22 protein-coding genes and 1 pseudogene are annotated in these 24,134 nt (G+C 71.4%); 18 read left to right on the top strand and 5 right to left on the bottom strand.

Annotated features, from left to right (window positions below):
* Positions 1-5: 5 nt before the first annotated feature.
* Together M2283_RS10865 and M2283_RS10860 are read left to right on the top strand one after the other, a co-directional pair.
* The gene (locus tag M2283_RS10865) at positions 6-773 is read left to right on the top strand and encodes a DUF4118 domain-containing protein (protein ID WP_348538904.1); all 768 of its coding nucleotides are present in this window, start codon (positions 6-8) and stop codon (positions 771-773) included.
* A gap of 77 nt (positions 774-850) precedes the next feature.
* Positions 851-1,345: pseudogene (locus M2283_RS10860) on the top strand (amino acid permease); the annotation flags it as partial.
* Between the two features lie 21 nt (positions 1,346-1,366).
* Here the strand turns inward: M2283_RS10860 and M2283_RS10855 are convergent.
* On the bottom strand, positions 1,367-1,642 hold the full coding sequence (locus M2283_RS10855; protein WP_280875927.1) for a hypothetical protein: 276 nt from the start codon (positions 1,640-1,642) through the stop codon (positions 1,367-1,369).
* 20 nt (positions 1,643-1,662) lie between these two features.
* Between M2283_RS10855 and kdpF the strand changes: the two genes are divergently transcribed.
* The 7 genes from kdpF to M2283_RS10820 all read left to right on the top strand — a co-directional run bounded on the left by kdpF (position 1,663) and on the right by M2283_RS10820 (position 8,816).
* Positions 1,663-1,752, top strand: a complete 90-nt coding sequence (gene kdpF, locus M2283_RS10850) for a K(+)-transporting ATPase subunit F (RefSeq protein ID WP_016434100.1) — start codon at positions 1,663-1,665, stop codon at positions 1,750-1,752.
* A gap of 6 nt (positions 1,753-1,758) precedes the next feature.
* Positions 1,759-3,423, top strand: a complete 1,665-nt coding sequence (gene kdpA, locus M2283_RS10845; protein WP_280875926.1) for a potassium-transporting ATPase subunit KdpA — start codon at positions 1,759-1,761, stop codon at positions 3,421-3,423.
* Complete coding sequence (gene kdpB / locus M2283_RS10840; RefSeq protein ID WP_280875925.1) at positions 3,420-5,552, top strand: potassium-transporting ATPase subunit KdpB; 2,133 nt, start codon at positions 3,420-3,422, stop codon at positions 5,550-5,552. Before kdpA ends, kdpB begins: the two co-directional genes overlap by 4 nt.
* 5 nt (positions 5,553-5,557) lie before the next feature.
* Positions 5,558-6,229, top strand: a complete 672-nt coding sequence (locus tag M2283_RS10835) for a potassium-transporting ATPase subunit C (protein ID WP_280875924.1) — start codon at positions 5,558-5,560, stop codon at positions 6,227-6,229.
* Positions 6,229-6,912, top strand: coding sequence for a response regulator transcription factor (locus M2283_RS10830; protein ID WP_280875923.1), 684 nt, complete (start codon positions 6,229-6,231; stop codon positions 6,910-6,912). The genes M2283_RS10835 and M2283_RS10830 overlap by 1 nt, the downstream gene beginning before the upstream one ends.
* Before the next feature lie 99 nt (positions 6,913-7,011).
* A complete protein-coding gene (locus tag M2283_RS10825) occupies positions 7,012-8,025 on the top strand; it encodes an ATP-binding cassette domain-containing protein (RefSeq protein WP_280875922.1) in 1,014 nt (337 codons plus the stop codon).
* On the top strand, positions 8,022-8,816 hold the full coding sequence (locus M2283_RS10820; RefSeq protein ID WP_280875921.1) for an ABC transporter permease: 795 nt from the start codon (positions 8,022-8,024) through the stop codon (positions 8,814-8,816). Before M2283_RS10825 ends, M2283_RS10820 begins: the two co-directional genes overlap by 4 nt.
* Here M2283_RS10820 and M2283_RS10815 read toward each other — a convergent pair.
* Positions 8,794-12,048 carry an ATP-binding protein gene (locus tag M2283_RS10815; protein ID WP_280875920.1) on the bottom strand — a complete coding sequence of 1,085 codons (3,255 nt, stop codon included), beginning with the start codon at positions 12,046-12,048 and terminating at the stop codon, positions 8,794-8,796. The genes M2283_RS10820 and M2283_RS10815 overlap by 23 nt on opposite strands.
* A gap of 76 nt (positions 12,049-12,124) precedes the next feature.
* Complete coding sequence (locus tag M2283_RS10810) at positions 12,125-12,574, bottom strand: DUF5707 domain-containing protein (protein WP_280875919.1); 450 nt, start codon at positions 12,572-12,574, stop codon at positions 12,125-12,127.
* Positions 12,575-12,863: 289 nt separating this feature from the next.
* On the opposite strand from M2283_RS10810, the gene M2283_RS10805 reads away from it, so the two are divergent.
* The 5 genes from M2283_RS10805 (at position 12,864) to M2283_RS10785 (ending at position 18,112) form a co-directional block, all read left to right on the top strand.
* A complete protein-coding gene (locus tag M2283_RS10805) occupies positions 12,864-15,206 on the top strand; it encodes a sensor histidine kinase (RefSeq protein WP_280875918.1) in 2,343 nt (780 codons plus the stop codon).
* Positions 15,203-15,886: a response regulator transcription factor gene (locus M2283_RS10800; protein WP_280875917.1), complete on the top strand. Its 684-nt coding sequence runs from the start codon at positions 15,203-15,205 to the stop codon at positions 15,884-15,886. Before M2283_RS10805 ends, M2283_RS10800 begins: the two co-directional genes overlap by 4 nt.
* 44 nt (positions 15,887-15,930) lie before the next feature.
* Positions 15,931-16,257 carry an SCO4225 family membrane protein gene (locus M2283_RS10795; protein ID WP_280875916.1) on the top strand — a complete coding sequence of 109 codons (327 nt, stop codon included), beginning with the start codon at positions 15,931-15,933 and terminating at the stop codon, positions 16,255-16,257.
* A gap of 107 nt (positions 16,258-16,364) precedes the next feature.
* Complete coding sequence (locus M2283_RS10790; protein WP_280875915.1) at positions 16,365-16,913, top strand: RNA polymerase sigma factor; 549 nt, start codon at positions 16,365-16,367, stop codon at positions 16,911-16,913.
* Positions 16,910-18,112 (top strand): CU044_5270 family protein, encoded by a 1,203-nt coding sequence (locus M2283_RS10785; protein WP_280875914.1) that lies wholly within the window; start codon positions 16,910-16,912, stop codon positions 18,110-18,112. Before M2283_RS10790 ends, M2283_RS10785 begins: the two co-directional genes overlap by 4 nt.
* A gap of 373 nt (positions 18,113-18,485) precedes the next feature.
* Here the strand turns inward: M2283_RS10785 and M2283_RS10780 are convergent, their stop codons facing one another.
* On the bottom strand, positions 18,486-18,707 hold the full coding sequence (locus tag M2283_RS10780; protein WP_280875913.1) for a hypothetical protein: 222 nt from the start codon (positions 18,705-18,707) through the stop codon (positions 18,486-18,488).
* A gap of 303 nt (positions 18,708-19,010) precedes the next feature.
* Here M2283_RS10780 and M2283_RS10775 point away from each other — a divergent pair, with 303 nt between their 5' ends.
* The 4 genes from M2283_RS10775 (at position 19,011) to M2283_RS10760 (ending at position 22,779) form a co-directional block, all read left to right on the top strand.
* Complete coding sequence (locus M2283_RS10775; RefSeq protein WP_280875912.1) at positions 19,011-20,945, top strand: serine/threonine-protein kinase; 1,935 nt, start codon at positions 19,011-19,013, stop codon at positions 20,943-20,945.
* A complete protein-coding gene (locus M2283_RS10770) occupies positions 20,942-21,748 on the top strand; it encodes an FHA domain-containing protein (RefSeq protein ID WP_280875911.1) in 807 nt (268 codons plus the stop codon). The genes M2283_RS10775 and M2283_RS10770 overlap by 4 nt, the downstream gene beginning before the upstream one ends.
* A gap of 175 nt (positions 21,749-21,923) precedes the next feature.
* Positions 21,924-22,451 (top strand): hypothetical protein, encoded by a 528-nt coding sequence (locus tag M2283_RS10765; RefSeq protein ID WP_280875910.1) that lies wholly within the window; start codon positions 21,924-21,926, stop codon positions 22,449-22,451.
* Positions 22,452-22,533: 82 nt separating this feature from the next.
* A complete protein-coding gene (locus tag M2283_RS10760; RefSeq protein WP_280875909.1) occupies positions 22,534-22,779 on the top strand; it encodes a TetR-like C-terminal domain-containing protein in 246 nt (81 codons plus the stop codon).
* 4 nt (positions 22,780-22,783) lie between these two features.
* Here M2283_RS10760 and M2283_RS10755 read toward each other — a convergent pair whose 3' ends face one another.
* The gene (locus tag M2283_RS10755; RefSeq protein WP_280875908.1) at positions 22,784-24,055 is read right to left on the bottom strand and encodes a helix-turn-helix domain-containing protein; all 1,272 of its coding nucleotides are present in this window, start codon (positions 24,053-24,055) and stop codon (positions 22,784-22,786) included.
* Between the last annotated feature and the right edge of the window lie 79 nt (positions 24,056-24,134).

Genomic DNA, 24,134 nt, shown 5'->3' with positions numbered 1-24,134 from the left:
GTTCCATGAGCACCGAGATCCACACCGGCACATGGAGAATGCCGCAGATACGCGGGCGCACGGGCAGCTGGCCGCCCCGCGGCCGACTCGCCCTCGCCGCAAGCCTGTTGGCCCCCTTCCTCGTGGCCCTCGCCCTCGTCCCCCTCCGCACCCACCTCTCGTCCACGAACGCCGCGCTGATCCTCGTCGTCGTGGTCGTCGCCGTCGCCGCGCTGGGCAGCCGTACGGCGGGCGTGGTCGCGGCGCTGTCGGCGGCGGCCTGGTTCGACTTCTTCCTCACGCGGCCGTACGAGACCTTCGACATCACCGCGTCCGGAGACGTCGAAACGGCCGTACTACTGCTGGTCGTAGGCGTGATCGTGGCCCAACTGGCCGCCCACGCCCGCCGGTTGGAGGTCGTCACGGTGACCGACGCGGCCCAGCTGGCGCTCATCCACCGGATCGCCGCCCTGGCCCGGACCCCGGGTTCCGCCGACACCGTCGTCGACCAGGTCCGGGGCGAGTTGATCGACCTCCTCGGCCTGCGCGCCTGCCGCTTCGAGTACGGCACCCTGCTGGGCCGGCCACCCCGGCTACGGGAGGACGGCAGCGTGAGCGGCGGCCACGGCTGGGCCGGAGACGAGGTCGAGCTGCGCTCCTACGGCAACGGCCACTACGTCGGCCGTTTCATGCTCACCCCGGGCCCGGGCCCCGTACCGCCGTTGCAGGCAAGGCTGGTCGCGGTGACGCTGGCGGAGCAGGCGGGGGCGGCGCTCACTCCTGGCCGGAGTTGAGCGGCGACCACCTCAATGCCGGGTGGGTCACCGACCTTCTGGACCTGCCGCCGCCGGTCCGTCAGTGCTCGGGTCAGTTCGGCGTCGTACACCGGGCCTACGCCCGGCTGGGTGACCGGCTCGGTCTGGGGCGGATGCCCGAGGCCCGGCACCGCGAGCGCTCCCTGGTGATCGTGCCCGTCTCCTCGCTGTCCCGGCTCACCTCCGAGGCGCTGACCGCCGCCGCCTCCCTCGGCGACGAGGTCCGCGCGGTGACCGTCTGCTACCCCGACCCGGAGGACCGCGCCCAGCTGCACGCCCTGGAGCGCGCCTGGGCCCACTGGGACCCGGGCGTGCCGCTGGTCCGCCTGACCTGCGACCACCGCACGCTGGGCCGCCCCCTCGCCGCCTACGTCCGTGAGGTCGCCGCCACCGAGCCGGCCACCCGCGGCACCGTGCTCATCCCCGAGACGGAGCCGGAGCGGCTGTGGCTGGGGGAGGCTGCTGCAAACCAGCGGGGCGCGGTCGTCGCGCACGCCGTACGCGGAGACACCGATGCAGTCATCTGTCGGCTGCGGTTACGGCTGCCGTGACGCAGCCTCGTAAGAGTCCCGTCAAGGGAGCGCCGCCCGCCGTAAGGGAGGCGTCAACAGGTGGCCGAAACCGGTCTGGCAGGCGTTTTGCTCTAAGCGTCCTTCAACTTTCCGAACCTCATCCCAGGAGTCAGCGATGGCCGATCTGGCCTTCGTAGTCATCACGCTCGCGGTCTTCGCGCTGGTGGCCCTCGTCGCCAAGGGGGTGACCAAGCTGTGATCGCCGAGGCTGTATTCATCGGCGGCGTCGGCTTCGTTGCGTCCGCCGCCCTGCCGGGCTATCTCGTCCTCGCTCATGGGCGCCAGGAGGTGTCGCTGTGACCGCCGAGAACATCGTCGGCCTCGTCGTGGCCGTCGCCCTGCTGGGCTATCTCGTCCTCGCCCTGATCTTCCCGGAGAGGTTCTGAGACGCCATGGGTCCCGTACTCGCCGGCGTGCTCCAGCTGCTCGCCCTCATGGGCGCGCTGGCGCTCGCCTACATCCCGCTCGGCAACTACATGGCCCGGGTCTACACCTCGGACAAGCACCTGCGCGTCGAGAAGTGGATCTACAAGGGCATCGGTGCCAACCCCGACACCGAGATGCGCTGGCCCGCCTATCTCCGCGGTGTCCTCGGCTTCTCCGTGGTCGGCGTCCTCTTCCTCTACCTGTTGCAGCGGATCCAGGGCGTGCTGCCCGGCTCGCTCGGCTTCTCCTCGATCGAACCGGCGCAGGCGTTCAACACCGCCGCGTCCTTCGTGTCCAACACCAACTGGCAGTCGTACTACGGCGAGCAGGCCATGGGCCACGTCGTGCAGACCGCCGGCCTGGCCGTGCAGAACTTCGTCTCCGCGGCCGTGGGTATCGCCGTCGCGGTGGCGCTGGTGCGCGGCTTCGCGCGCTCGCGCACCGGTGAGCTGGGCAACTTCTGGTCGGACCTGGTGCGCGGCACCGTCCGCATCCTGCTGCCGCTGGCCTTCGTCACGGCGATCGTGCTGGTCGCCTGCGGTGCCATCCAGAACTTCTCCGGCATCCACGAGGTCGGCCAGTTCATGGGTGGGCAGCAGCAGTGGAACGGCGGCGCGGTCGCCTCGCAGGAGGCCATCAAGGAGCTGGGCACCAACGGCGGCGGCTACTTCAACGCCAACTCCGCCCACCCCTTCGAGAACCCGACGCCCTTCACCAACCTGTTCGAGATCTTCCTGCTGCTGGTCATCCCGTTCGCGCTCACTCGCACGTTCGGCGTCATGGTCGGCTCCGTGAAGCAGGGCTACGCGATCCTCGCCACGATGGCCACCATCTGGGTCGGCTTCGTCGCCCTGATGATGTGGACCGAGTTCGCCCACCACGAGGGCGCGCTGCAGATCGCCGGCGGCGCGCTGGAGGGCAAGGAGACCCGCTTCGGGGTCGGCGCCTCGTCGATCTTCGCGGTGTCCACGACGCTCACCTCGACCGGTGCGGTGGACTCCTTCCACTCCTCGTTCACCGGCTTCGGCGGCGGCATCACCATCCTGGGCATGCAACTGGGCGAGATCGCGCCGGGCGGTACCGGCTCCGGGCTCTACGGCATCCTGATCATGGCGATCATCGCGGTGTTCATCGCCGGTCTGATGGTCGGCCGCACCCCCGAGTACCTGGGCAAGAAGATCGGCTCCCGCGAGATCAAGCTGGCCGCCGTCTACATCCTGATCACCCCGGCCCTGGTGCTGGTCTTCACCGCGATCTCGATGGCGCTGCCCACCCCGCCGGACTCGATGCTCAACTCGGGGGCGCACGGCTTCTCGGAAGTCCTGTACGCCTTCACCTCGGCGGCCAACAACAACGGCTCGGCCTTCGCCGGTCTGAACGCGAACACCGACTGGTACAACACCATGCTCGGGCTCGCGATGCTGCTGGGCCGCTTCCTGCCGATGGTGTTCGTCCTCGCGCTGGCCGGCTCGCTCGGCCAGCAGAAGCCGATCCCGGTCACCGCGGGCACCCTGCGCACCGAGAAGCCGCTGTTCACCGGCCTGCTGGTGGGCGCGATCCTGATCATCGTCGGTCTGACGTACTTCCCGGCCCTGGCGCTGGGACCGCTGGCCGAGGGGCTGGCGTCATGAGCACCCGTATAGAGAACCAAGAGGACTCGATGTCCACTGCCACTCCGACCCGGGCGCCGCACAGCGACGTACCCACCGGGCACAAGCCAGCCGAGAGCCGAGTCGGCGCGGGTCTGTTCGACCCCAAGCAGCTCGTCCGGTCGCTGCCGGACGCGGTCCGCAAGCTCGACCCGCGGGTGATGGTCAAGTCGCCCGTGATGTTCGTGGTGTGGGTCGGGTCCCTGCTGACCACCGTCTTCTCCTTCAAGGACCCGGGCGACTGGTTCGGCTGGACGATCAGCGCCTGGCTGTGGCTGACCGTGATCTTCGCCAACCTGGCGGAGGCGGTCGCCGAGGGCCGCGGCAAGGCGCAGGCCGACACCCTGCGCAAGGCCAAGACCGACACCGTCGCGCGGCGGCTGGTGGACGGCCGTGAGGAGCAGGTGCCCGGCACCGAGCTCAGGATCGGCGACCTGGTCGTCTGTGAGGCCGGCGACATCATCCCCGGCGACGGCGACGTCGTCGAAGGGGTCGCCTCCGTCGACGAGTCGGCGATCACCGGCGAGTCCGCGCCCGTCATCCGTGAGTCCGGCGGCGACCGCTCGGCCGTCACCGGCGGTACGAAGGTCCTCTCCGACCGCGTCGTCATCAAGATCACGACGAAGCCCGGCGAGACCTTCATCGACCGCATGATCAGCCTGGTGGAGGGCGCGGCCCGGCAGAAGACGCCGAACGAGATCGCGCTGAACATCCTGCTGGCCTCGCTGACCATCGTCTTCCTGCTGGCCGTCGCCACGCTGCCGCCGTTCGCGGACTACGCGGGCACCCACCTGACGATGATCGTGCTGGTCGCCCTGCTGGTCTGCCTCATCCCGACCACCATCGGCGCCCTGCTCTCCGCGATCGGCATCGCGGGCATGGACCGGCTGGTGCAGCGCAACGTCCTCGCCATGTCGGGCCGTGCGGTCGAGGCCGCCGGTGACGTCTCCACGCTGCTGCTCGACAAGACCGGCACCATCACGCTGGGCAACCGCCAGGCCTCGGAGTTCGTGCCGGTGCGCGGCACCACGGAGGCCGAACTCGCGGACGCCGCCCAGCTGTCGTCGCTGGCCGACGAGACGCCCGAGGGCCGCTCCATCGTCGTACTGGCGAAGGAGAAGTACGGTCTGCGCGAGCGCCACCAGGGCGAGTTGGCGCACGCCGAGTGGGTCGCGTTCACCGCGCAGACCCGGATGTCGGGCGTCGACGTGGACGGGCGCAAGATCCGCAAGGGCGCGGCCGGTTCGGTGATCACCTGGGTGCGCGAGCGGGGCGGCGATGTCACCGCCGAGGCGCAGGAGTTGACGGAGCGGATCGCCGGGGCGGGCGGCACGCCGCTGCTCGTGGCCGTCGAAGACACCGAGGGCGCCCGGGTGCTGGGCGTCATCCACCTCAAGGACGTCGTCAAGGACGGCATGCGTGAGCGGTTCGACGAGCTGCGCCGCATGGGCATCAAGACCGTCATGATCACCGGCGACAACCCGCTGACGGCCAAGGCGATCGCCGAGGAGGCGGGCGTCGACGACTTCCTCGCGGAGGCCACGCCCGAGGACAAGATGGCCCTCATCAAGCGGGAACAGGCGGGCGGCAAGCTGGTCGCGATGACCGGCGACGGCACCAACGACGCGCCGGCCCTCGCGCAGGCGGACGTCGGCGTGGCGATGAACACCGGTACGTCGGCCGCGAAGGAGGCCGGCAACATGGTCGACCTCGACTCGAACCCGACCAAGCTCATCGAGATCGTCGAGATCGGCAAGCAACTCCTCATCACCCGGGGCGCGTTGACGACGTTCTCCATCGCCAACGACGTCGCGAAGTACTTCGCGATCATCCCGGCGCTGTTCGCGGCGGTGTACCCGGGCCTGGACAAGCTCAACATCATGGACCTGTCCTCGCCGGACTCCGCGATCCTGTCGGCCGTCATCTTCAACGCGCTGATCATCATCGCGCTGGTGCCGCTCTCCCTGCGGGGTGTGCAGTACCGGCCGGTGAGCGCGGACAGGATGCTGCGGCGCAACCTCGCCATCTACGGCATCGGCGGACTGATCGCCCCGTTCATCGGCATCAAGATCATCGACCTGTTCATCTCACTCATCCCCGGAATCGGCTGATCGCCATGAACAACTCCGTATCCAACACAGCCCGGTTGCTCGGGGCGGGCCTGCGCGCCCTGCTCCTGCTGACCCTGGTGACCGGCGTCATCTATCCGCTGGTCGTCACCGGCATCGCCCAGGGGCTGTTCAACAACAAGGCGAACGGTTCCGAGATCAAGTCCGAGGGCAAGGTGGTCGGTTCTTCCCTGATCGGGCAGTCCTACAACCTCCCGCTGAAGAAGGGGCAGGAGACCCCGGACGCGGATCTGCGGTGGTTCCAGGGCCGCCCGGCCAACGGGCTCGGCGCCAACAGCGTCAACACCCGGTACAAGCTGATCCTGTCCGGTGCCACCAACCTCTCCGCCGACAACAAGGACCTCATCCAGCAGGTCAAGGACGCCCAGGCGGCGGTCGTCAAGGACAACTCGGTGCCCGGCTACACCGTCAAGGTCTCCCAGGTGCCCGCCGACGCCGTCACCTCCTCCGGCTCCGGTCTGGACCCGGACATCTCCCCGGCCTACGCCGAGCTCCAGGTGCACCGGATCGCCGAGAAGAACGGCCTCTCCCTCGCCCAGGTGGACAAGCTGGTGAAGAACCACACCGAGGGCCGCACCCTCGGCTTCATGGGCGAGCCCCGGGTCAACGTCCTCGAAATCAACATCTCCCTCAAGGACCTTGTGGCCAAGGGCAATTGATGACCCGGGTGCTGGTCGTGGAAGACGACCCCCAGCTCGTACGAGCGCTCGCGATCAACATGCGGGCCCGCCGGTACGGAGTGGACGCGGCGCCCGACGGCGCCACGGCCCTCCGGCTGGCGGCCACCGGCCGGCCCGACGTGGTGGTCCTCGACCTCGGCCTGCCCGACATGGACGGGGTCGAGGTCATCAGAGGCCTGCGGAGCTGGACCCGGGTACCGATCCTGGTGCTGTCGGCCCGGCAGGCCTCCGACGAGAAGGTCGCGGCGCTCGACGCGGGCGCCGACGACTACGTCACCAAGCCGTTCAGCATGGACGAACTCCTCGCCCGGCTGCGGGCGGCGGTGCGCCGCACCGAGGAGGTCCCGGCCGACACCGGACCGACCCTGGTGGAGACGGCCGACTTCACCGTCGACCTGCTCGCCAAGCGGGCGGTGCGGGACGGCCGGGACATCCGGCTCACGCCCACCGAATGGCACCTCCTGGAGATCCTGATCACCAACCCGGGCCGCCTGATCACCCAGAAACACCTGCTCCAGGAGGTGTGGGGCGTGACCCGCGGCAACAAGACCAACTACCTGCGCGTCTACATGGCCCAACTCCGGCGGAAGCTGGAGACGGATCCCTCGCATCCGCGCTATCTGATCACCGAGCCGGGGATGGGGTATCGGTTCGAGGGCTGAGCCCCGACGGCCCCGGTTTCACGGCCCTGAAGCCGCCGCCCGGCCCGCTGAAACCGCACTGAAGCCGTTCTGAACCGCCCCGGCCGCAAGCTCTGCGCCATGACGACGAACCAAGAACCCGCGATCGTGGCCACCGGGCTGCGGAAGTCCTACGGGGACAAGACGGTCCTCGAAGGTATCGACATCAAGGTGCCCGCCGGCACGATCTTCTCCCTCCTCGGCCCCAACGGCGCCGGCAAGACGACGGTGGTCAACATCCTGTCCACGCTGATCTCCGCCGACGGCGGGCAGGCGCGGATCGACGGGCACGACATCGCCGGCGAGGCGCAGGCCGTGCGGGCCGCGATCGGGGTCACCGGTCAGTTCTCCGCCGTGGACGGGCTGATCACCGGCGAGGAGAACATGCTCCTCATGGCCGACCTGCACCACCTGTCCAAGGCCGAGGGCCGGCGCGTCACCGCCGAACTCCTGGAGCGCTTCGACCTGGTGGAGGCGGCGAACAAGCCCGCGTCCACCTACTCCGGCGGCATGAAGCGGCGCCTCGACATCGCCATGACCCTGGTCGGCAGCCCGCGGATCATCTTCCTCGACGAGCCGACCACCGGTCTGGACCCGCGCTCCCGGCACACCATGTGGCAGATCATCCGCGAGCTGGTCTCCGGCGGCACCACCGTCTTCCTCACCACCCAGTACCTGGAGGAGGCCGACCAACTCGCCGACCGCATCGCGGTGTTGAACGGCGGCAAGCTGGTCGCCGAGGGCAGCGCCGCCGAGCTCAAGCGGCTCGTCCCCGGCGGTCACGTACGGCTGCGGTTCGCCGACCCGATGGCGTACGAACGGGCCGCGACCGCCCTGCGCGAGACCACCCGCGACGACGAGGCGCTCACCCTGCAGATCCCCAGCGACGGCAGCCAGCGCGAACTGCGCGCCGTTCTCGACTGGTTGGACGCGGCCGGCATCGAGGCCGACGAACTCTCCGTGCACACCCCCGACTTGGACGACGTGTTCTTCGCCCTGACCGGCAACCCCGTCAGCGCCTCCGGCGACACCACCGCTTCCACCGACACCGCCGCATCCACCGACTCCGCCGCCGACAAGGAGACCGTCCGATGAGCACCGCCACCTACGCCTTCCGCGACAACATGACCATGCTGCGGCGCAACCTCCTGCACGCGCGCCGCTACCCCTCCCTCACCCTGAACCTCCTGCTCACCCCGGTCATCCTGCTGCTGCTGTTCGTCTACGTCTTCGGCGACGTGATGAGCGCGGGCCTCACGGGCGGTCACGCGGACCGTTCCGAGTACGTCGCCTATCTCGTGCCCGGCATTCTCTGCCTGACCGTGAGCATGACCTCGCTCGGTACCGCGGTAGCCGTGTGCACCGACATGACCGAGGGCATCATGGCCCGGTTCCGCACCATGGCGATCTCCCGCGCCTCTGTGCTGATCGGCCACGTCATCGGCAGCGTGATCCAGACGATGATGGCGCTGGTGCTCGTCCTCGGCATCGGACTGGCCATCGGCTTCCGGCCCGACGCCTCGCCGGTGGAGTGGATCGCGGCGGCCGGCCTGATGGCCCTGATCAGCCTCGCGCTGACCTGGCTCGCGGTCGGTATCGGCCTGATCAGCCCCAACCCCGAGGGCGCCAGCAACATCGGTACGCCGCTGGTGATGCTGCCCTTCCTGTCCAGCGCGTTCGTGCCGGTGGACGCCATGCCGGGCTGGTTCCGCTGGTTCGCCGAGTACCAGCCCTTCTCGCCGGCCATCGAGACCCTGCGCGGGCTGCTCCTCGGCACCGAGATCGGCACCAAGAACGCACTGCTGGCCGTCGGTTGGTGCCTGGGCATGACCGTCCTTGGCTACCTGTGGTCCAAGGCCAAGTTCAACCGCGAGCCGCGGCACTGAGCTCGTGCAGTGCGGCGGCCCGCAGCTCCTCCCGGTTCAGGGTGGCGTACGTCGACATCGCGTCGTCGTAGGCCGCCCTGTCGGCGTTCTCGGCCACCTGCCGGGACCGCGTCGAGGACAGGGTGGGGAACTCCCGTACCGCCGGCATCCGTCCCGCCAGTGCCAGCAGCCGTACGGCGGCCGGGTCGCCGCCGGCGAGTCCGGCGAAGCCGAGGGCGGTCAACACCGTGCCGTAGACCTGGAGTTCAAGGGGGGAGCTGTCCGACAGGGAGCCGGTCTCCGAAGTGCCGTTGCCCGAGGAGCCGTCCTCCGAGGAGCCGTTCTTCGAATAGCCGGAGGAGCCCGAAGTGCCGGAAGAACCGGCCGAGTTGGACAGCATGCCGAGCATCCGCTCCCGCAACCGCCCCGCCAGCGCCGCCACCGGCTCCAGCCGCCCCTGCTGCGCGTGCGCGGCCACCGCGGCCGACTGCACCTCAAGGACCCACGGGTCGACGAACGGATCGCCGTCGCGCAGGGCGAGCAGCGCGCTGTCCTCCCGGATCCGGTCCACCGCCCGGCGCCACAGCCCGAGCCCGACCTCGGACAGCCCCCGGGCCAGCGCGATCTCCGCGCGGGCGGCCAGATCGGGGGCGTAGATCCGGGCGGACTCCGGCTGTTGGTCCAGGGCCGCGAGCCCGAGCCAGTACTCCGCCTCGTCGACCTGCCCGCGCTGCAGACAGGCGAGCACCAGGCCCCAGCGGACGCCGATCGAGTCCGGCCAGCCGTCGAACTCCTCCAGCGTGCGCAGTGCGGCCCGCAGATGGTCGTACGCCTCCGCGCCCCGCTCGGCCTGCATGCACAGTTCGCTGATCCGCCCGTGGCTGAGCAGCTGCATGGCCGGATTGGCCAACTTGCCCAGGGTGTCGGGCATCCGGCGGGCGCACTCCAGGGCGCGCTCGGTCTCGTGCTCGGCTTCCCAGACGTAACTGAGGACGCCCCAGGCCATGCCCGACAGCAGGGGCGCGTCGGACGCGCACAGTTCCTGGAGGCGCTCGTAGTGGGGCGGGCGCATGTCCGGGGTGGCTCTCAGCACTACGGCCATCGCGCGCACGACCGTGTCCGGCGGGGCGGGCGGCAGCCGGCGCACGGTGACGAGTTGCCGTATTGCGTGCGGGCCGAGGCCCATGAAGAGGGCGCCCGCGCACATCGTGGCCGCGGTGCGGGCGGTCTCCATGTCCTCGGGGCTGTCGGGGTCCGGACGGAAGTGGGACAGGGGGCCGCCGGTCTCGGCGCACAGGGTGACGACCCGGGCGTAGCTGGAGTCGGTGACCCACAGGGAGGCCAGTACGGCGGTGACGGCCGCGGTGGTGGGGCCGTCGGCGCGGGCCAGCGCGTACCGCAGGGCCAGGACGAGGTTGTCGCGCTCGGCGCGGATGCGGTTCCAGGCGGGCAACGGCTCGGCGCCGAACAGGACGTCGTGGTGGGCCCGCCCGAAGTCCCGGGCCCAGAGCAGGAATCGGTCGGTGACCACGTCCTCCTCGCCGGCCTCGGCGCGGCGGGAGGCGCTGAACTCCCGTAGCGTCTCCAGGAGATGGAAGCGGACGCCGGCGGGGCTGTCGCCCACCTTCAGCAGGGACTGGCCGGCGAGCTGCTCCAGGAGGAACAGTGCGTCGCCGCTCTCGCCGAGCACGTACTCGGCGGCCTCCTCGGAGAAGCCGCCGGGGAACACCGACAGGGCGCGCAGCGCGGCCCGGCCGTCGGGCTCCAGAAGGTTCCAGCTCCAGTCGACCACGGCCCGCAGGGTGCGATGCCGTTCGGGAGCGTCCCGGGCGCCGCCGCGCAGCAGCGCGAAGCGGTCCAGCAGCCGGCGCGAGATGTCGGCCACGGACAGCACCCGCACGCGGGCGGCGGCGAGTTCGACGGCGAGCGGCAGCCCGTCCAGGTGCCGGCAGATCTCGGCGACCCGCTCGGGGTCCAGCTCCACACCGGGCCGCGCGGCCCGCGCCCGCTGCTCGAAGAGCTCGACGGCGGTGGCCAGGGACAGCTCCGGCAGCGCGTACACGGACTCCGAACTCAGCCCCAGCGGCGCCCTGCTGGTGGCCAGGATCCGCAACTCCTTGGACCGCGACACCAGTTCCTGTACGAGGTCGGCGGCGCCGTCGACGACGTGCTCGCAGTTGTCCAGCACCAGCAGGGCGGGGCCGGTGCCCAGTGCGGCGACGATGCCGCTCACCATGTCCCCGCCCCCGGCGAACCGCCCGCCCTCCCCGGCACCGACGGCCGAGGCGACCTCACCGGCCACGTCGGCGTCGGAGGTGACACCGGCCAACGGCACGAAGTGCACCACCGGTTGCGCGGCGGCCCGGCTCACCGCGTGCGAAAGACGGGTCTTGCCCAGCCCACCCGGTCCGACGACGGTGACCACCCGGGCCTCCCGCAACAGCGCGCCGACGGCGGCGATGTCGGCGTCCCGGCCGAGCAGGGGATTCGGCTCGTGCGGCACGTCGTGCCGGACCGGCGGCGCGTCCGCGCGGAGCAACTCCTGGTACACGGACCGGAGTCCAGGCCCCGGATCGGTCCCCAGTTCCTCCCGCAACCCGCGCCGATAGGCGTCGTACCGCCCCAGCGCCGCGGCCCGCCCGGCGGTCACCGCCTCGCACCGCAGCAACTCGGCGAGCACTTCCTCGTCCCGAGGCACCTCCAGCGCCAACTCGTTCAGCGGGGCGACCGCTTCCTCCCGCCGCTCCAACCGGGCCAAGGCGAGCGCCCGGGACCGCACCAGCGCACGGAACGTCCGAACCCGGGCGACGCGCAGCGCGACCACCGGATCATGCAGATCCTCCCCGGCCCCGGCCCCCACACTCCCGTCCCACAGCGCCAGCCCGGCCTCGGCCTGCGCCAACGCCCCCGCGTGATCCCCACCCCGCGCCCGCTCGGCACTCCCCGCCTCGAACAACACCAGCGCGGAGCTGTCGACCTGCCCCGCGTCCAGCCCGAGCCGATACCCGGCAGGCGTACTGAGGACGACGTCGGCCCCCAACTGCCCCCGAACCCGCGACACCAGCACCTGCACGGCCTTCCCCGGCCGCTCCGGCACCCCGTCGTCCCCCCACAACCCCTCCGCCAACCGCCCCGTACTGCACCCACCCCGCAAGTCCTCCGCCAACAACGCCAACAGCCCGCGCAGCCGGGGCGCGGTGATCTCCCGGCCGCGAAAGGCGACGCGGGACAGGAGGGCCAGGTCGGTGGTCATGCGTGCAGGTTATCCACAGGGCGAAGCCCCGGCACCGGCGTGCTGCCGATACCGGGGCCGGGGCGCTGCCGTCAGGTCAGCCCTTCATCTCGAAGGTGGCCGCGTCCGGGACGTGGAGCGTGTTTCCGTCCTTGGCCGTGAGCAGCGCGGAGACGTTCCAGGTGCCCTTGGCCGCCTCGGCGGCCTCCTTCTTGGTGACCTTGAAGGTGTAGGCGCAGCGGGAGGTCTCGTCCGAGGTGCGGGTGCACTTGGCGGCGTCCACGTACCGCAGGTCCGCCTCGGTCGGGGCGAGTTCCGAACTCGCGGGCCAGGCAACGACGTTGAGGCCGCGGATGCCGGAGTCGTCGCTGACGTCCGCGGTGTAGGTGAAGGTGCCGGCGCGGCTGTCAGTCGGGGGGACGTAGCGGGCGGAGCCGTGGGTGAGGGTCGGTTCGGTGGCGGCGGAGGCCATCGCGACACCGCCGGCGGTGATGCCGCCGACGGCGACGACGGCGAGGAACGAGGAGACGAGAACGCGCTTGGTCATGGGAGATCCCCCTGTGTGTATGTGGGTGAGTCACGCGGCAGGAAGCCGCTGGTGGAAGCGCTGGTCCGGCGCTTCCTCGATGTGATCGAGCCTAGGTCCGGGGGCCTGCCCCGGTCCTCGGGCGCTGGGACGATTGGCGTCTGGAACCGGAGGTAGAGAGCGCCGCCGGCCGTCCACCCAGGGACAGTCGGGACCGGCCGCGGGCCGCGTCTGCAACCCAGGTAAGAGACGCGAATCCCCCCTCAGCCTGAGCCGGGCCCCCTGCCCACGCCCATAGCCTTGATCCGTCATGAATCGAACCGACGACCGGCTGCTCCCGGTCCTGCTGATCTGCGCCCAGGCCGCGGTCTGGCCCGGAGCCGCGCTCGCACGGGGGACCGTCCCGGACGGGTCCGCCCTGCTGGTGGCCGCCCTGGTCGCCGGCCCGGTGACGGCCGCGCTCGCGCTGCGCCGTACCTACCCGGTGGTCGCCCTGATGGTGATCGCCGTCGCCTGCGCGCTCGGCGCCGGGCCGCTGCCCACCGGCGGTACGGCGGTCCTGGGCACCGCGGGGGTCGCGCTGGCCCTGTTCACGGTGGCGACCGAACGCGACACCTTCACGGCCGTGCTGTGCGTGGTGACCCTCGCCGCCTGGCAGCTCGTCCAGGGCATCACCCTGCACGGCCTCAGCGACCGCGACGGACTCGACCTCGCCCTGACGGCGGTGCTGTACGCCGTCGCGTGCGGCGCGGGCCTGTTCGTACGACGCCGGCGGCACGCGCGGCAGACGGCCGACGCCCTGCTGAAGCGGGCCGAGTCCGAGCGGCACCGGCTCCCGGCGGTCGAACGGCGCCGGATGGAACGGGAGTTGCACGACGTCAGCGCCCACCATCTGACCGCCGTGGTGGTCACCGCGGGCGCGGCCTCCGGACTGCGCGAACGGCGCCCCGAACTGGCCGACGAGGCCCTGGAGTTCGCGGTCGAGACCGGTCGTGAGGTCACCCGGGCCCTCGGCGCGGTACGGGCACCGGCCCCCTCGCGGGAGGAACTCCCCTCCCCGGAGGAGCGGTTGAGGGCCCTCGTCGCCGGGTTCCGCCGACTCGACCAACCCGTCGACTTCGAGATCGACCCCCTCCCGGACGGCGCCGTCGCGGACGCGGCGTACGGCATCGTGCGCGAGGCGCTCACCAACGTGGCCCGGCACGCCCCGGGCGCCCATACGACGGTGCTGTGCCGCTACGGCGACACCCGTACCGACATCGTCGTCACCAGCGCGCCCTCGCCGGCCGGTGCGGCAGCGCACGGCGCGGGGCTCGGCGGCGGACGCGGCACCGGCTTCCTGCGCTCCCGAGCCCGGGAGGCGGGCGGCACCCTGACCAGCGGCCCGACGGCGGAGGGGGGTTGGGAGGTGAGCGCCGTCCTGCCCGGCCGCACCACCGCCCCGATCGAGCCGACCGTGCCCCGGGGCTACCGCCTGGCCCAAGTGATCGCTGCCTTCGGCCTGTTCGCCCAGCCCCTGCTTCCGGTACTGGTGATCCGGGACGAGACGACGTCATCCGGCTCGCACGTCTCGGCGGGCGTGCTCTTCGCCCTGTTGGCAGCGGCCCAGGCGGTCGCCCTGCTGTGGCTGCGCCGGGCACCACGGTTCGCGCAGGGTGCGCTGTTGGGCCTGGCGCCGCTGTGGCCGATGGCGATGGCCGTGGGCGACTACAGCGGCCGAGTGTTGCTGCCACCAACGCTGAGCATGGTGCCAACCTGCGTTGCGCTGGCGGCTCTCACGGGGCGCGGGGCCGTATCGATCTGCGGCTCCGCCGCGGGGCGCGACCAGCCCCCACCGGCTCGCAGGTACGCACTGCCTCAAGTCCCTGTCTCCGCCTTTCTCATCGCCGCCGCGGTCTTCCACACCACCGCCCTGACCATCGCCGTCCTCCACCGCGGCACAACCCTCCCCACCTGGGCGGTGATCCTCCTCGCGACAACCGGCGTGTCCTTGGTGATCGTCGCCGCCCACTGGATCGGAACCCTGAAACGGCAGCGCGAGAGGGCAGCTCAGGACACGCAGACGCAGCGCCTCGCCACCTGGACGGAGGCCGCCGTGAGGGACGCCTGGGCCGAGCGCCGGCGAATCGCCGCCGGCCTGGAGACCACCGTGCTGGCCCGCACCGCCGACATGATCGCGGAGGCACAGGCGGGCCGGCTCGACGCGACAGCGACCCGTGCCCGTGAGGCACTGGCCGCGATGTGCGCCCTGCTCGACACGGTCCGGGACGGCGAGCGAGAGCCGGAGCTGCGCCCGCAGCCCACCCTCCAGGCCCTCGACCTGCTCGCCCACCAGTGCCGGGCCACCGGCCGTGACGTCGAGATCCGGCTCACCGACCGGGTGCCCGAACGGCTGCCCGCCGCCGTCGACCTGGCCGCCTACCACGCCGCCGAGACGGTCCTCGCGGCCGGCGGCGCGGAACCGGCGCTGCTCGAACTGGACGCGGCCGACGGTACGTTGACGCTCACGGCCACCGGGGTGCCGGGCGCCGCCGTACGAGAGCGGCTGACGGCGCGGATCGCGCCGCTCGGCGGCACACTGACCGCCGGGCCGCCCGGCACGGTCGGCCTGCGGCTGCCGCTCGCACCGGCCGACGAGGAGAGGGAACGATGAGCCTCAAGGTGCTGGTCGTCGACGACCAGGGCATCGTCCGGGCGGGGTTCGCCGCCGTGATCGACGCCGAGGACGACATGACGGTCGTCGGCGAGGCCGCCGACGGTGTCGCCGCGGTCCGGCTCGCCGAGCAACTGGCGCCCGACGTCGTCGTCATGGACGTACGCATGCCCGAACTGGACGGCATCGCCGCCACCCGGATCATCACCGGCCGCGAGAACGCGCCCCGGGTCCTGGTGCTGACCACCTTCGACCTCGACGCGTACGTCTTCGACGCGCTGCGCGCCGGTGCCTCCGGGTTCCTCCTCAAGGACGTGCACGCCTCCGAACTCCTGCACGGCATCCGGGTGGTGGCCACCGGCGAGAGCGTCCTCGCCCCGTCCGCGACCCGCCGACTCATCGGCCACTACGCGGCCGGCCCGGTCACCGGCGCACGGCCCGGCAGCGGCCCCCGCGAACTCGACACCCTGACCGGCAGCCAGCGCAACGTCCTCGCCCTGCTCGCGACCGGCCTCAACAACGCGGAGATCGCCGAGCAACTCGGCATCACCGTAGGCACGGTGAAGTCCCACGTGAACGCGCTGCTGCGCAAGCTCGGCCTGCGTGACCGCGTCCAGGCGACGATCCTCGCCTACGACCTCGGCCTGACCCGCCCGAACCCACCCGGCCCGCACCTCTGACCCGGCCTCCAGCTCTGATCAGCCCCCGACTCAAGGAGACCCCTGTGACCGGCACCGGTACCGGCCGATCCGGCCTGCCCCCGTCCCCTTCCCTGCCCCGACGGCTGCGCCACTACCTCGGTGACGTCGTCGCCCTCGGCTACCTCGCCCTCTGCGCCGTCCTGCTCGCGTGGGCGCTCATCGTGAGCCTCACCGACAGCTCGGACGAGTCGATGGCGGGTGTCATCCCGCTGCTCGCCACCGCACCGCTCAGCTTCGTGCTGCTCGTACTGCCGGACGGCGTCGCGATGGTCGTCGTCGCCGTCGCGCTCGGGGCACTGGTCAACGCTCTGATCATCGGCTGGTGTTCGCGTGCGCTGCGGCGCGGCTGACGGCTGGGCCGACCCGGCTTCCTGAACCGCGAATATCTCCTCGCCCTGTAATAACCCGGCCGCCCCACCCATTCCTCGGTGACAGAGCCGACACGAAGGGACGGCGCGTGACTCAAGCCCAACGCTTCCGGGACGTCTACGAGGAGTGTTATCCGCGCGTACTCGCCTACGCCACGAGCCAGGTGGGACGGCAGGTCGGGGAGGACATCACCAGCGAGACCTTCACCGTGGCGTGGAGACGGATGCGGGATCTGCCGCAGCCGGAGTTGCCCTGGCTGCTCGGCGTGGCCCGCAATCTGGTGCGGGAGCTGCGGCGCCGCGACAGCCACCAGTACGCCCTGGCCGCGCGGGAGGCACAGCGCATCGGCAGCGGCGGCGGGGCCGAGGCGGCGGACGTGGCGACCGGCGTGATCGACCGGCAGGCCGCGTTGCAGGCCCTGGCGAGTCTGTCCGAGGCCGACCGCGAACTGCTGACGCTGATCGCCTGGCACGGACTGAGCCCCAAGGACGCCGCGCGCGTCCTGGGCTGCGCCACCGCCACCCTGACCGTCCGGCTGCACCGGGCCCGCCGTCGGCTGGAGCGGGCGCTGGACGCCCTGCCCGTTCCGCCCGCCCCGGCAGCGCGCCGCACCGACCCCGAAGGAGTACTCGCATGAAGAACACGAAGGAACGCTCCGCGCGGCGCGACGTCATGAAGACGCTCGCGGACGCCCGCCCCGACGAACTGGACCCGGTGCTGCTGGCCGGCTCCCGGCGCCAGCGCGAGGACCTGGCCCGCATCACGGCCGAGGCCCGCGAGGGGACCGCGGGACCGCACCCCCTGGCCTGGCTGCGCCCCCGGCTCCTGCCGCTCGGCGCGGTCGCGACCGTCGCCGCGTCGGCGATCGTGGTCGTCTCCCTCGTACAGCAGCAGTCGGACGGAACGGCGAGTGCCCGCGCGGACACCCGGTCGCCGTCCGCGAGCGCTACGGCGGTGAACGGTCGTATGGAGCTGCTCGGTGTCGCGAAGGCGGCGGGGAGTCCGGCCGCGGAGGGCACGTACTGGCAGGTCACCACCCAGACGGTGAACGTGGACGTCGTCGGGGACAAGGGCCGGCGCTACACCCTGCGCAGCACCGCGGGCGGTGAGTGGTCGGTGGGGGTCCGGCCGGGGACCGAGAGCCTGATGCTGTCCGGGCTCGACGCCAGGACGGAGCCGCGTACGACGGCGGACAAGAAGGCGTGGGCGGCGGCGGGTTCACCCCGCCAGGTGGAGGGTCCGGCGAGCGCCGACGGGCGGATGCGGCTCGGCTACACCGTCGGGTCCGGCACGCCGACCGTCATGCACACCAACGCCGACGACAAGATCTACGCGCTCGGCCCGAAGAACGTCTCCTACCAGGAGCTACGTCAACTCCCGACCGACGCCGACAAGTTGAGCGCCGAACTGGAGCGGTTGTACGCACAGGAAGGGGGCGCTGAGACCAGCGCCGGCCGCACCGCGTGGATGCTGCGCCACACCGCCGACCTCATCACCATGCCGGTCGAGCCGGCGACCCGGGCCGCCGCGTACCGCGTGCTGGCGGAGCTGCCGGGGATCGGTGTCCAGCCCTCCGCCACCGACTCGCTGGGGCGCAAGGGGATGGCCGTCACCCTGCCCGTCGACTCGGCGACCGTGCTGGGCGGGGTCGAGCAGCGCCTGGTGGTGAATCCGTCCACCGGCGCTCTGCTGTCCGAGGAGACCGTGCTGACCGCCCCTTCGGCCATCGCCCGCGAGGCGGGACTGACCGCCGGTACGACGGTGAATTACGAGGCGACCACTCGGATGGGGTGGTCGGAGCAGCAGATCACGGTTCCGAAGAACGCGAAGTACTGAGAGGGATCAGGAGCCGGGGGCGAGGGAGCGGAGTCGGCCGGCCCCGAGGGTCGGGGTCAGCCGGCCCTGCGTCGGGCGGAGCCGTTGCCCCGGCCGTTGTTGCCCCTGCCTGCGCCCGTGCCCCTGCTCGTGACGATCGCGACGGGTACGACAGGTACGTCGAGGTCGTCGTCGAGCAGGGCGGTCTCGTCCTCTCCGAAGTCCGGTGCGAAGTCCGGAGCCTGGAAGGGGTTGGTCGCCGGAGTGGGCGAGCCCGCGACGGCACGGTCGTGCGCCCCTTCAGGGGCGGAGAACAGCGAGGTTTCGATGAGAGTGCTTCCAATCGTTACAGGGAGATGAGCAGGCCGGCCGTGCCCGACCGGGCACGGCGGTCCTACAGCTTGCTCATCTTGGAGTACGGACTGAGGATCCGGTGTTGAACGGATCCGAAGTCCACCAGCGCCGCGATTCCTTCTTCGACGCCGATCACCCGGCCAAGGCCGTACATGTCGTGTGTGACCCGGTCGCCCACGGCGAAATGCTTGGGAGCTGCCGTGACCGGGGCCTTGAAGGGGCTGGTAGGCAAATAGCGCTTCGGTGCAGCTGGCTTTGTCATTGTCACCAGTATGCGCCCGCGGGCACCTCTTCGGTGCGGTCGGCGGACTTCGTTGCGGCGCTGGAATGTATGACGGACCGTGTCCGTGGGAACGCGTGCGCGGTACTCACGGTCATGTCCGTACCGTCCTTCACACCGCTTCCTTACACAGAGTGACGAGAACGTCCAGGGTCGGCTGTGCGGGTTCTGCACTCTTCCTCGCGAACTTCTGTGAACGAGATCACTGCTGTGTGCACGCTGAGTACACTCCGTCACCGTCGGCGGGGCCGCGCAGGGCGGGTGGGGTGGGCGAGGAGTGGGGCAGTGCTGGTGACGCCAGAGGCGGGCGATCGGGTCGCCGGCCGATATCTGTTGCAGGAGTCCGTCGGCAGCGGCGGCATGGGCGTCGTGTGGCGTGCCTGGGACGAGCGGCTGCAGCGCCGGGTCGCGGTCAAGTGCGCCCGCCCGGACGACGACCGGGCCACGCGCCGGCTGATGGGCGAGGCGCGCAACGCCGGCCGCCTGCACCATCCGAACATCGTGGGCGTCTTCGACTTCATAGACGAGGGCGTCACCTGCTGGATCATCATGGAGTACGTCCCCTCCCGCAGCCTCGCCCAGCTCATGGCCGAGCGCGGTCCGCTCACGCCCGAGGAGGCCGGTTCGATCGGCTGCCAGATCGCGGACGCGCTGGTGAAGTCGCACAACGAGGGCGTGGTGCACGGCGATGTCACGCCGGAGAACATCCTCGTCACCGACGAAGGCGTCGCCAGGCTCACGGACTTCGGGATCTCCCGGGCCCTGTGGAGCGACGTCACGCACAGCGGCACGCTCGGCGAGACGGGCAGTGTGCGCGGCAAACCCCGGTATCTGGCACCCGAGTTGGCCAAGGGGCAGCCCGCGGGGGAGAAGGCCGACGTGTTCTCCCTGGGCGCCTCCCTGTTCGCGGCGGTCGAGGGCCGGTCCCCGTACGGGGAGGCCGAGCACCTCATGACGTATCTGGCCCGGGCCGTGGAGGGCCACATCGAACCCGCGCACCGGGCGGGCCCGTTGGCCGAGCCGCTCGCGGCGCTGCTGGAGGTGGACCCCCGCCGCCGCCCCGACGCGGCCACGACCCGCAAGCTCCTGACGCAGGCGGCCCCACCGCCCCCGCACCTCCAGGCACAGCTGCACGCCCACTCCACCCGCACCCTGGACCTCACGTCCCTCACCCTGCGGCTGCCGCGTCTCGTACGCCGTCGGCGGCGCCCCCTGGCGATCAGCGCGGGCGCCCTGGTCACCGCGGGGGCGATCACGGCCGGGCTCGTCCTGTTCGGCCCGTGGGACTCCGACGGCGGGGGCGACCAGGCCGCCGGGGCCGACGCGAAACCCTCGGTATCCTCGGCGACTTCGGCCCCGGGACGCGCGGGCACCCTCGGTGACGACCGTACGGCGGACCCCTGCGCGCTGCTCGACGCGGCCTCGCTGAGCCGGTTCGGCGACACCGAACTCGACCCGGACTACGGCGAGATCGACCGCTGCGACGTCCTGGTGGAGAACAGCAGCGGGGACGACAACGCCGACCTCCAGGTCAACCTCGACACCGACCGCGACGAGTACGACGGTGTCGTGGGCACCCGGGTGATCGACGGCCTCACGATCGTCACCGTCAAGCGGGAAGGGGACGTCTGCGAACGGGCCGTGCAGACGGCCGACGATCAGCAGATCCGGATCATCGGCAAGCGGCTCGCCCCCTCGTCCCCCGACCCGTGCGCCCTCGCCGACGCCGGCACCGACCACGTGGTCGGCATCCTGGCCGACGGCCCGGTGCCCCGCCGCACGTCACCGCCGGCCGCCGACTCCCTGGCCGGGGTGGACGCCTGCTCGCTGCTCGACGCCACCGCGCTCAAGCGTCTCCCCGGCGTCGAGGCGGACAACCAGGACCGCGGCTTCGGCGGTTGGGACTGCGACTGGTCCAGCGACAACGGCGAGCGCGAGGTGCAGATCCAGTACAGCCGCGACAACTCCCTGACGGACGACGGGGATCCGGTGGACGTCGCCGGCACGAAGAGCTACTACGTGGCGGACGAGGCCGAGGACGACAGCTGCACCGTACGGACCCCGCACCGCACGTACCCGAACTCCGTCGGCGACTCCACCATCGAGCTGTTCCAGCTCACCGTGTACGCGCCGGAGCTGAGCGGGCAACTGTGCGACAGGGCCGCGGAGTTCGCTGGCGTGGTCGTGCGGAACCTCGCGAAGCAGCTGTCGGAGCAGTGACCGTAGACGTGACCGGAGACATGCCCGCTCCCGGCGGCCGCCCGCTCCCCGCATCCCACGGCAGCCTCGCCCGGGGCGCGTCCGCGTCGCTGCCGGGTACGGTCTTCGCGCTCGCGCTGACCGGCGGTATGACACTCGGCCCCGGCGATGGACGCGAGGTCCTGTTCGGGCGCAACCGGCCCGAGGTGCACGTCTGTCTCGGGGAGGACGATCCCCAGGTGAGCCGGCACCAGGGCACGCTGACCCATCGGGACGGCCGTTGGTGGGTGAGCAACTCGGGGCGGCTGCCGATCCGGTGTGCCGGGGCCCGGCTGCTGTTCCGGGACGAGGAGCCGCTGCCGCTCGACCTCGGCTACACGCCGCTGTTCGTCGGCGGTTCACGCGGGCGCGAGCATCTGCTGGAGGTCTACGTCACCGGTCCCGAGGGCGAGCGGCCCAAGCCGCGGCACGGCGACGTCACCCGCCCGCCCCGGATCTGGGTGCTCACCGAGCAGGAGAAGCTCGCCCTGGTCGTGCTGGGCCGGCGATATCTCCTGCACGAGCCGCGACCGCAGCCGCTGACGTGGCGTCAGACGGCCGTCGAACTGGCCGAGTTGCAGCCGGGCGCCGGCTGGACGGACAAGCGCGTCGAGCACCTGGTCAACGGCGTACGCACCCGCCTGTCCCGCGACGGGGTGCCCTGGCTGACCCGCGAGGAACTCGGCGAACCCGTCGGCAACGCGCTCAACGACCACCTGATCCGGGCCCTGTTGACGTCGACCACGCTCGTCCCGCTGGACCTGGCACTGATCGACGCGGCCTGACCCCGACCCTTGAACCCGACTCTTGAACCCGGCCCGGGTGTCGATCTTCGGTAACAGATACCGGCGGTTCACCTCGACTGTGCAACAGCGGTGAGCGCCGATGAACCGCCTTGCCACGTACGGCATTTCACAGGGTGAGCTCAACGACGAACCGACGCCGAAAGGGCACCCCGACATGTCTCTCAGCCGCACTCGCACCCGCTCCCGTACCCTCGCCGCCGTCGGCCTGCTGGCCGCCGCCGGTCTGTTCCTCACCGCGTGCGGCACCTCCACCGATGACGCCGGCTCCGGTTCCGCCACCGAGTCCAGTGCCACCTCCGGCTCCTCGTCCACCCCGACCTCGACCTCGACCTCCATCTCCGACCCCACCTCGACCCCTGCCTCCAGCCCCACCTCCGTTCCCACCGACAGCCCCTCCGACGGCCCTTCCCAGGGCACGGACGCCAGTTCCGACAACCGCGCCGACGGCACGGTCACCGGCAGGCTGACCTTCCTGGCGCCGGGGAAGCTGGAGGTGGACGGCCGGCCCTTCTACGTCGCCACGGACACGGAGATCAGGGGCGGCGACATCTGCGGCGACCCCGAGAGCCAGTCGGCGGAGAAGTGCACCGCCGACGAACTGGACGCGGTCGCCAAGGACGGCAACCTGACCGTCGAGGTGTCGATCGAGAAGGGGATCGCCGGGCGGGTCACCCAGGTGTAGCTGACGTACATGCAGGTCAACCGGCTCTCGCCACGCGCCCCAACAGGTCGGCGACGGCCTCCGGTTCGGTGATCATCAGGTCGTGGCCAGTGTCGCCCTCGCCGCCCGCAGCAGCCTGGCCCCGGCCGAGGAGACTCCCCCCGACGGGACTCCGTCCGCCGAGACGCCCCACGACCCGGTCGCCGCCTTCCTCGCGGGCGCCGTCCTGGGCACGGTCATCGACTGGCTGCGGCGGGACTGCCCCGGTACGCCCGAGGAGATCGGCGCCGCGATCTGGGCGTACGCCCTCGCCTGCGCGGAGGTGGGGGAGGGACCGGATCGGCCGTGACCGGTCAGCCGGGGATGTTGGGCTCGTACTCGTTGCGGCCCCATTCGGAGTCACCGAGCGGGTAGTTGTACGCGGGCCGCCCCACGTTTGCGCTCGTGCGGAAGGGGTTGCCCTTGTCGTCGACGCGGACCACGCCGTTCTTGTCGCCGCTGGACCACTCCAGCTCCAGGTACCAGCTCACGTTGTGCGCCTTGGCGTCGGCGAAGACGTAGAAGACCTCGGGGTCCGACTCGCTCACCTTGTACGGGAAGTCGCGCTGCCCGGCCTTGGGCACGACCGAGGGCCGCCCGTTGTCGAGGTCCACCCCGAACGACGCCGTCTGTACGCCGCCACCGCAGCCGACGCCCATCTCGAAGTCGTTCCAGGCGAGCGGGGCGCTCTTGTCCACCACCCGCACATGCAGCGACTCCAGGACGACCGTCGCCTTGCCGGTGCCCTGCACGGTCAGCGCGAGCATCTGCTCCCCGGCGGCGACCCCGCCGAGCGCCTTGACCCACCCGCGCGCGTCCGGTTCGGACGGCGGCGGAGGCACCTCCTCGGGCTTCCGGTCGACCAGGTAGTGCTGGCTGCACGGGTCTTCCCACTTGTACGGATCGACCGCGACGGTCGGCGCGGCGGCCCCGTCCTCGGCACTGTCGCCGCCCACCGCTGCGGCACCCGGAGTTGCGGATGCGGAGGCCGTGGGACCGCCGGTGCGTGAGGCGGACGGCGAGGGCGACTTGCTCTTCGCGCCGGTCGGCTTCGAGGCGGCGGCACTGTCGTTCACGGACTCGGAGGCCGCTGCCCCCACGGACTGCTTCCCGCTCCGGTCGTCCTGCTTGCCGTCGGGCACGAGGTTCACCATGAGCGCGGCCGCGGCGACGGCGGCGACCACGGCGGTACCGGCGAGCACGACGGTACGGCGCCGGCGGGCCGCGGGAGGGGGACCCTCCGGCGATATGCGCTGGACGTCGGGAACGTCTCCGGGACCTTCGTCGGGAACGCCTTCGGTAGGGGCAGAGACGGGGGCAGGGGCAGTGGCCTCGCTCGGTTTCTGCCCGCGCCGGGCATCCGCGAGGATCCACTGCCGGTGCAGCTCCACCAGTTCCTCGGGGGTCGCCCTGCACAGCCGGGCGAGCCGCTCCACGGGTGCGTAGTCGGTCGGTACGGCGTCCCCGTTGACGTACCGATGCAGCGTGGACGCACTCATGTGCAGCCGCTTCCCGAGCACTCCGTAACTGAGCCCGGAACGCTCCTTCAACCGGCCGAGCAGCGCCGAGAAGTCGTCCCCCGTCACCGTTCCTCCCTCTCTTCACGTTCCGGCCCGTCATTCCAGGCGGAGCTTGTTCCCACAGGTCAGAACGTTCCAGGCGTTC

Source organism: Streptomyces pseudovenezuelae, from assembly GCF_029892565.1.
GTDB classification, from domain to species: domain Bacteria; phylum Actinomycetota; class Actinomycetes; order Streptomycetales; family Streptomycetaceae; genus Streptomyces; species Streptomyces pseudovenezuelae_A.
This window is presented reverse-complemented; position numbering and strand designations above follow the sequence as displayed.

Bases quoted from the DNA above. Each gene is read 5' to 3' on its own strand.
- M2283_RS10765 (WP_280875910.1), top strand. From the start codon at position 21,924: ATGTCTCTCAGCCGCACTCGCACCCGCTCCCGTACCCTCGCCGCCGTC.
- M2283_RS10805 (WP_280875918.1), top strand. From the start codon at position 12,864: ATGAATCGAACCGACGACCGGCTGCTCCCGGTCCTGCTGATCTGCGCC.
- M2283_RS10785 (WP_280875914.1), top strand. From the start codon at position 16,910: ATGAAGAACACGAAGGAACGCTCCGCGCGGCGCGACGTCATGAAGACG.
- M2283_RS10830 (WP_280875923.1), top strand. From the start codon at position 6,229: ATGACCCGGGTGCTGGTCGTGGAAGACGACCCCCAGCTCGTACGAGCG.
- M2283_RS10800 (WP_280875917.1), top strand. From the start codon at position 15,203: ATGAGCCTCAAGGTGCTGGTCGTCGACGACCAGGGCATCGTCCGGGCG.
- M2283_RS10820 (WP_280875921.1), top strand. From the start codon at position 8,022: ATGAGCACCGCCACCTACGCCTTCCGCGACAACATGACCATGCTGCGG.
- M2283_RS10835 (WP_280875924.1), top strand. From the start codon at position 5,558: ATGAACAACTCCGTATCCAACACAGCCCGGTTGCTCGGGGCGGGCCTG.
- M2283_RS10780 (WP_280875913.1), bottom strand. From the start codon at position 18,707: ATGACAAAGCCAGCTGCACCGAAGCGCTATTTGCCTACCAGCCCCTTC.
- M2283_RS10825 (WP_280875922.1), top strand. From the start codon at position 7,012: ATGACGACGAACCAAGAACCCGCGATCGTGGCCACCGGGCTGCGGAAG.
- M2283_RS10855 (WP_280875927.1), bottom strand. From the start codon at position 1,642: ATGAGCGAGGACGAGATAGCCCGGCAGGGCGGCGGACGCAACGAAGCC.
- M2283_RS10810 (WP_280875919.1), bottom strand. From the start codon at position 12,574: ATGACCAAGCGCGTTCTCGTCTCCTCGTTCCTCGCCGTCGTCGCCGTC.
- M2283_RS10865 (WP_348538904.1), top strand. From the start codon at position 6: ATGAGCACCGAGATCCACACCGGCACATGGAGAATGCCGCAGATACGC.
- kdpB (WP_280875925.1), top strand. From the start codon at position 3,420: ATGAGCACCCGTATAGAGAACCAAGAGGACTCGATGTCCACTGCCACT.
- kdpA (WP_280875926.1), top strand. From the start codon at position 1,759: ATGGGTCCCGTACTCGCCGGCGTGCTCCAGCTGCTCGCCCTCATGGGC.
- M2283_RS10815 (WP_280875920.1), bottom strand. From the start codon at position 12,048: ATGACCACCGACCTGGCCCTCCTGTCCCGCGTCGCCTTTCGCGGCCGG.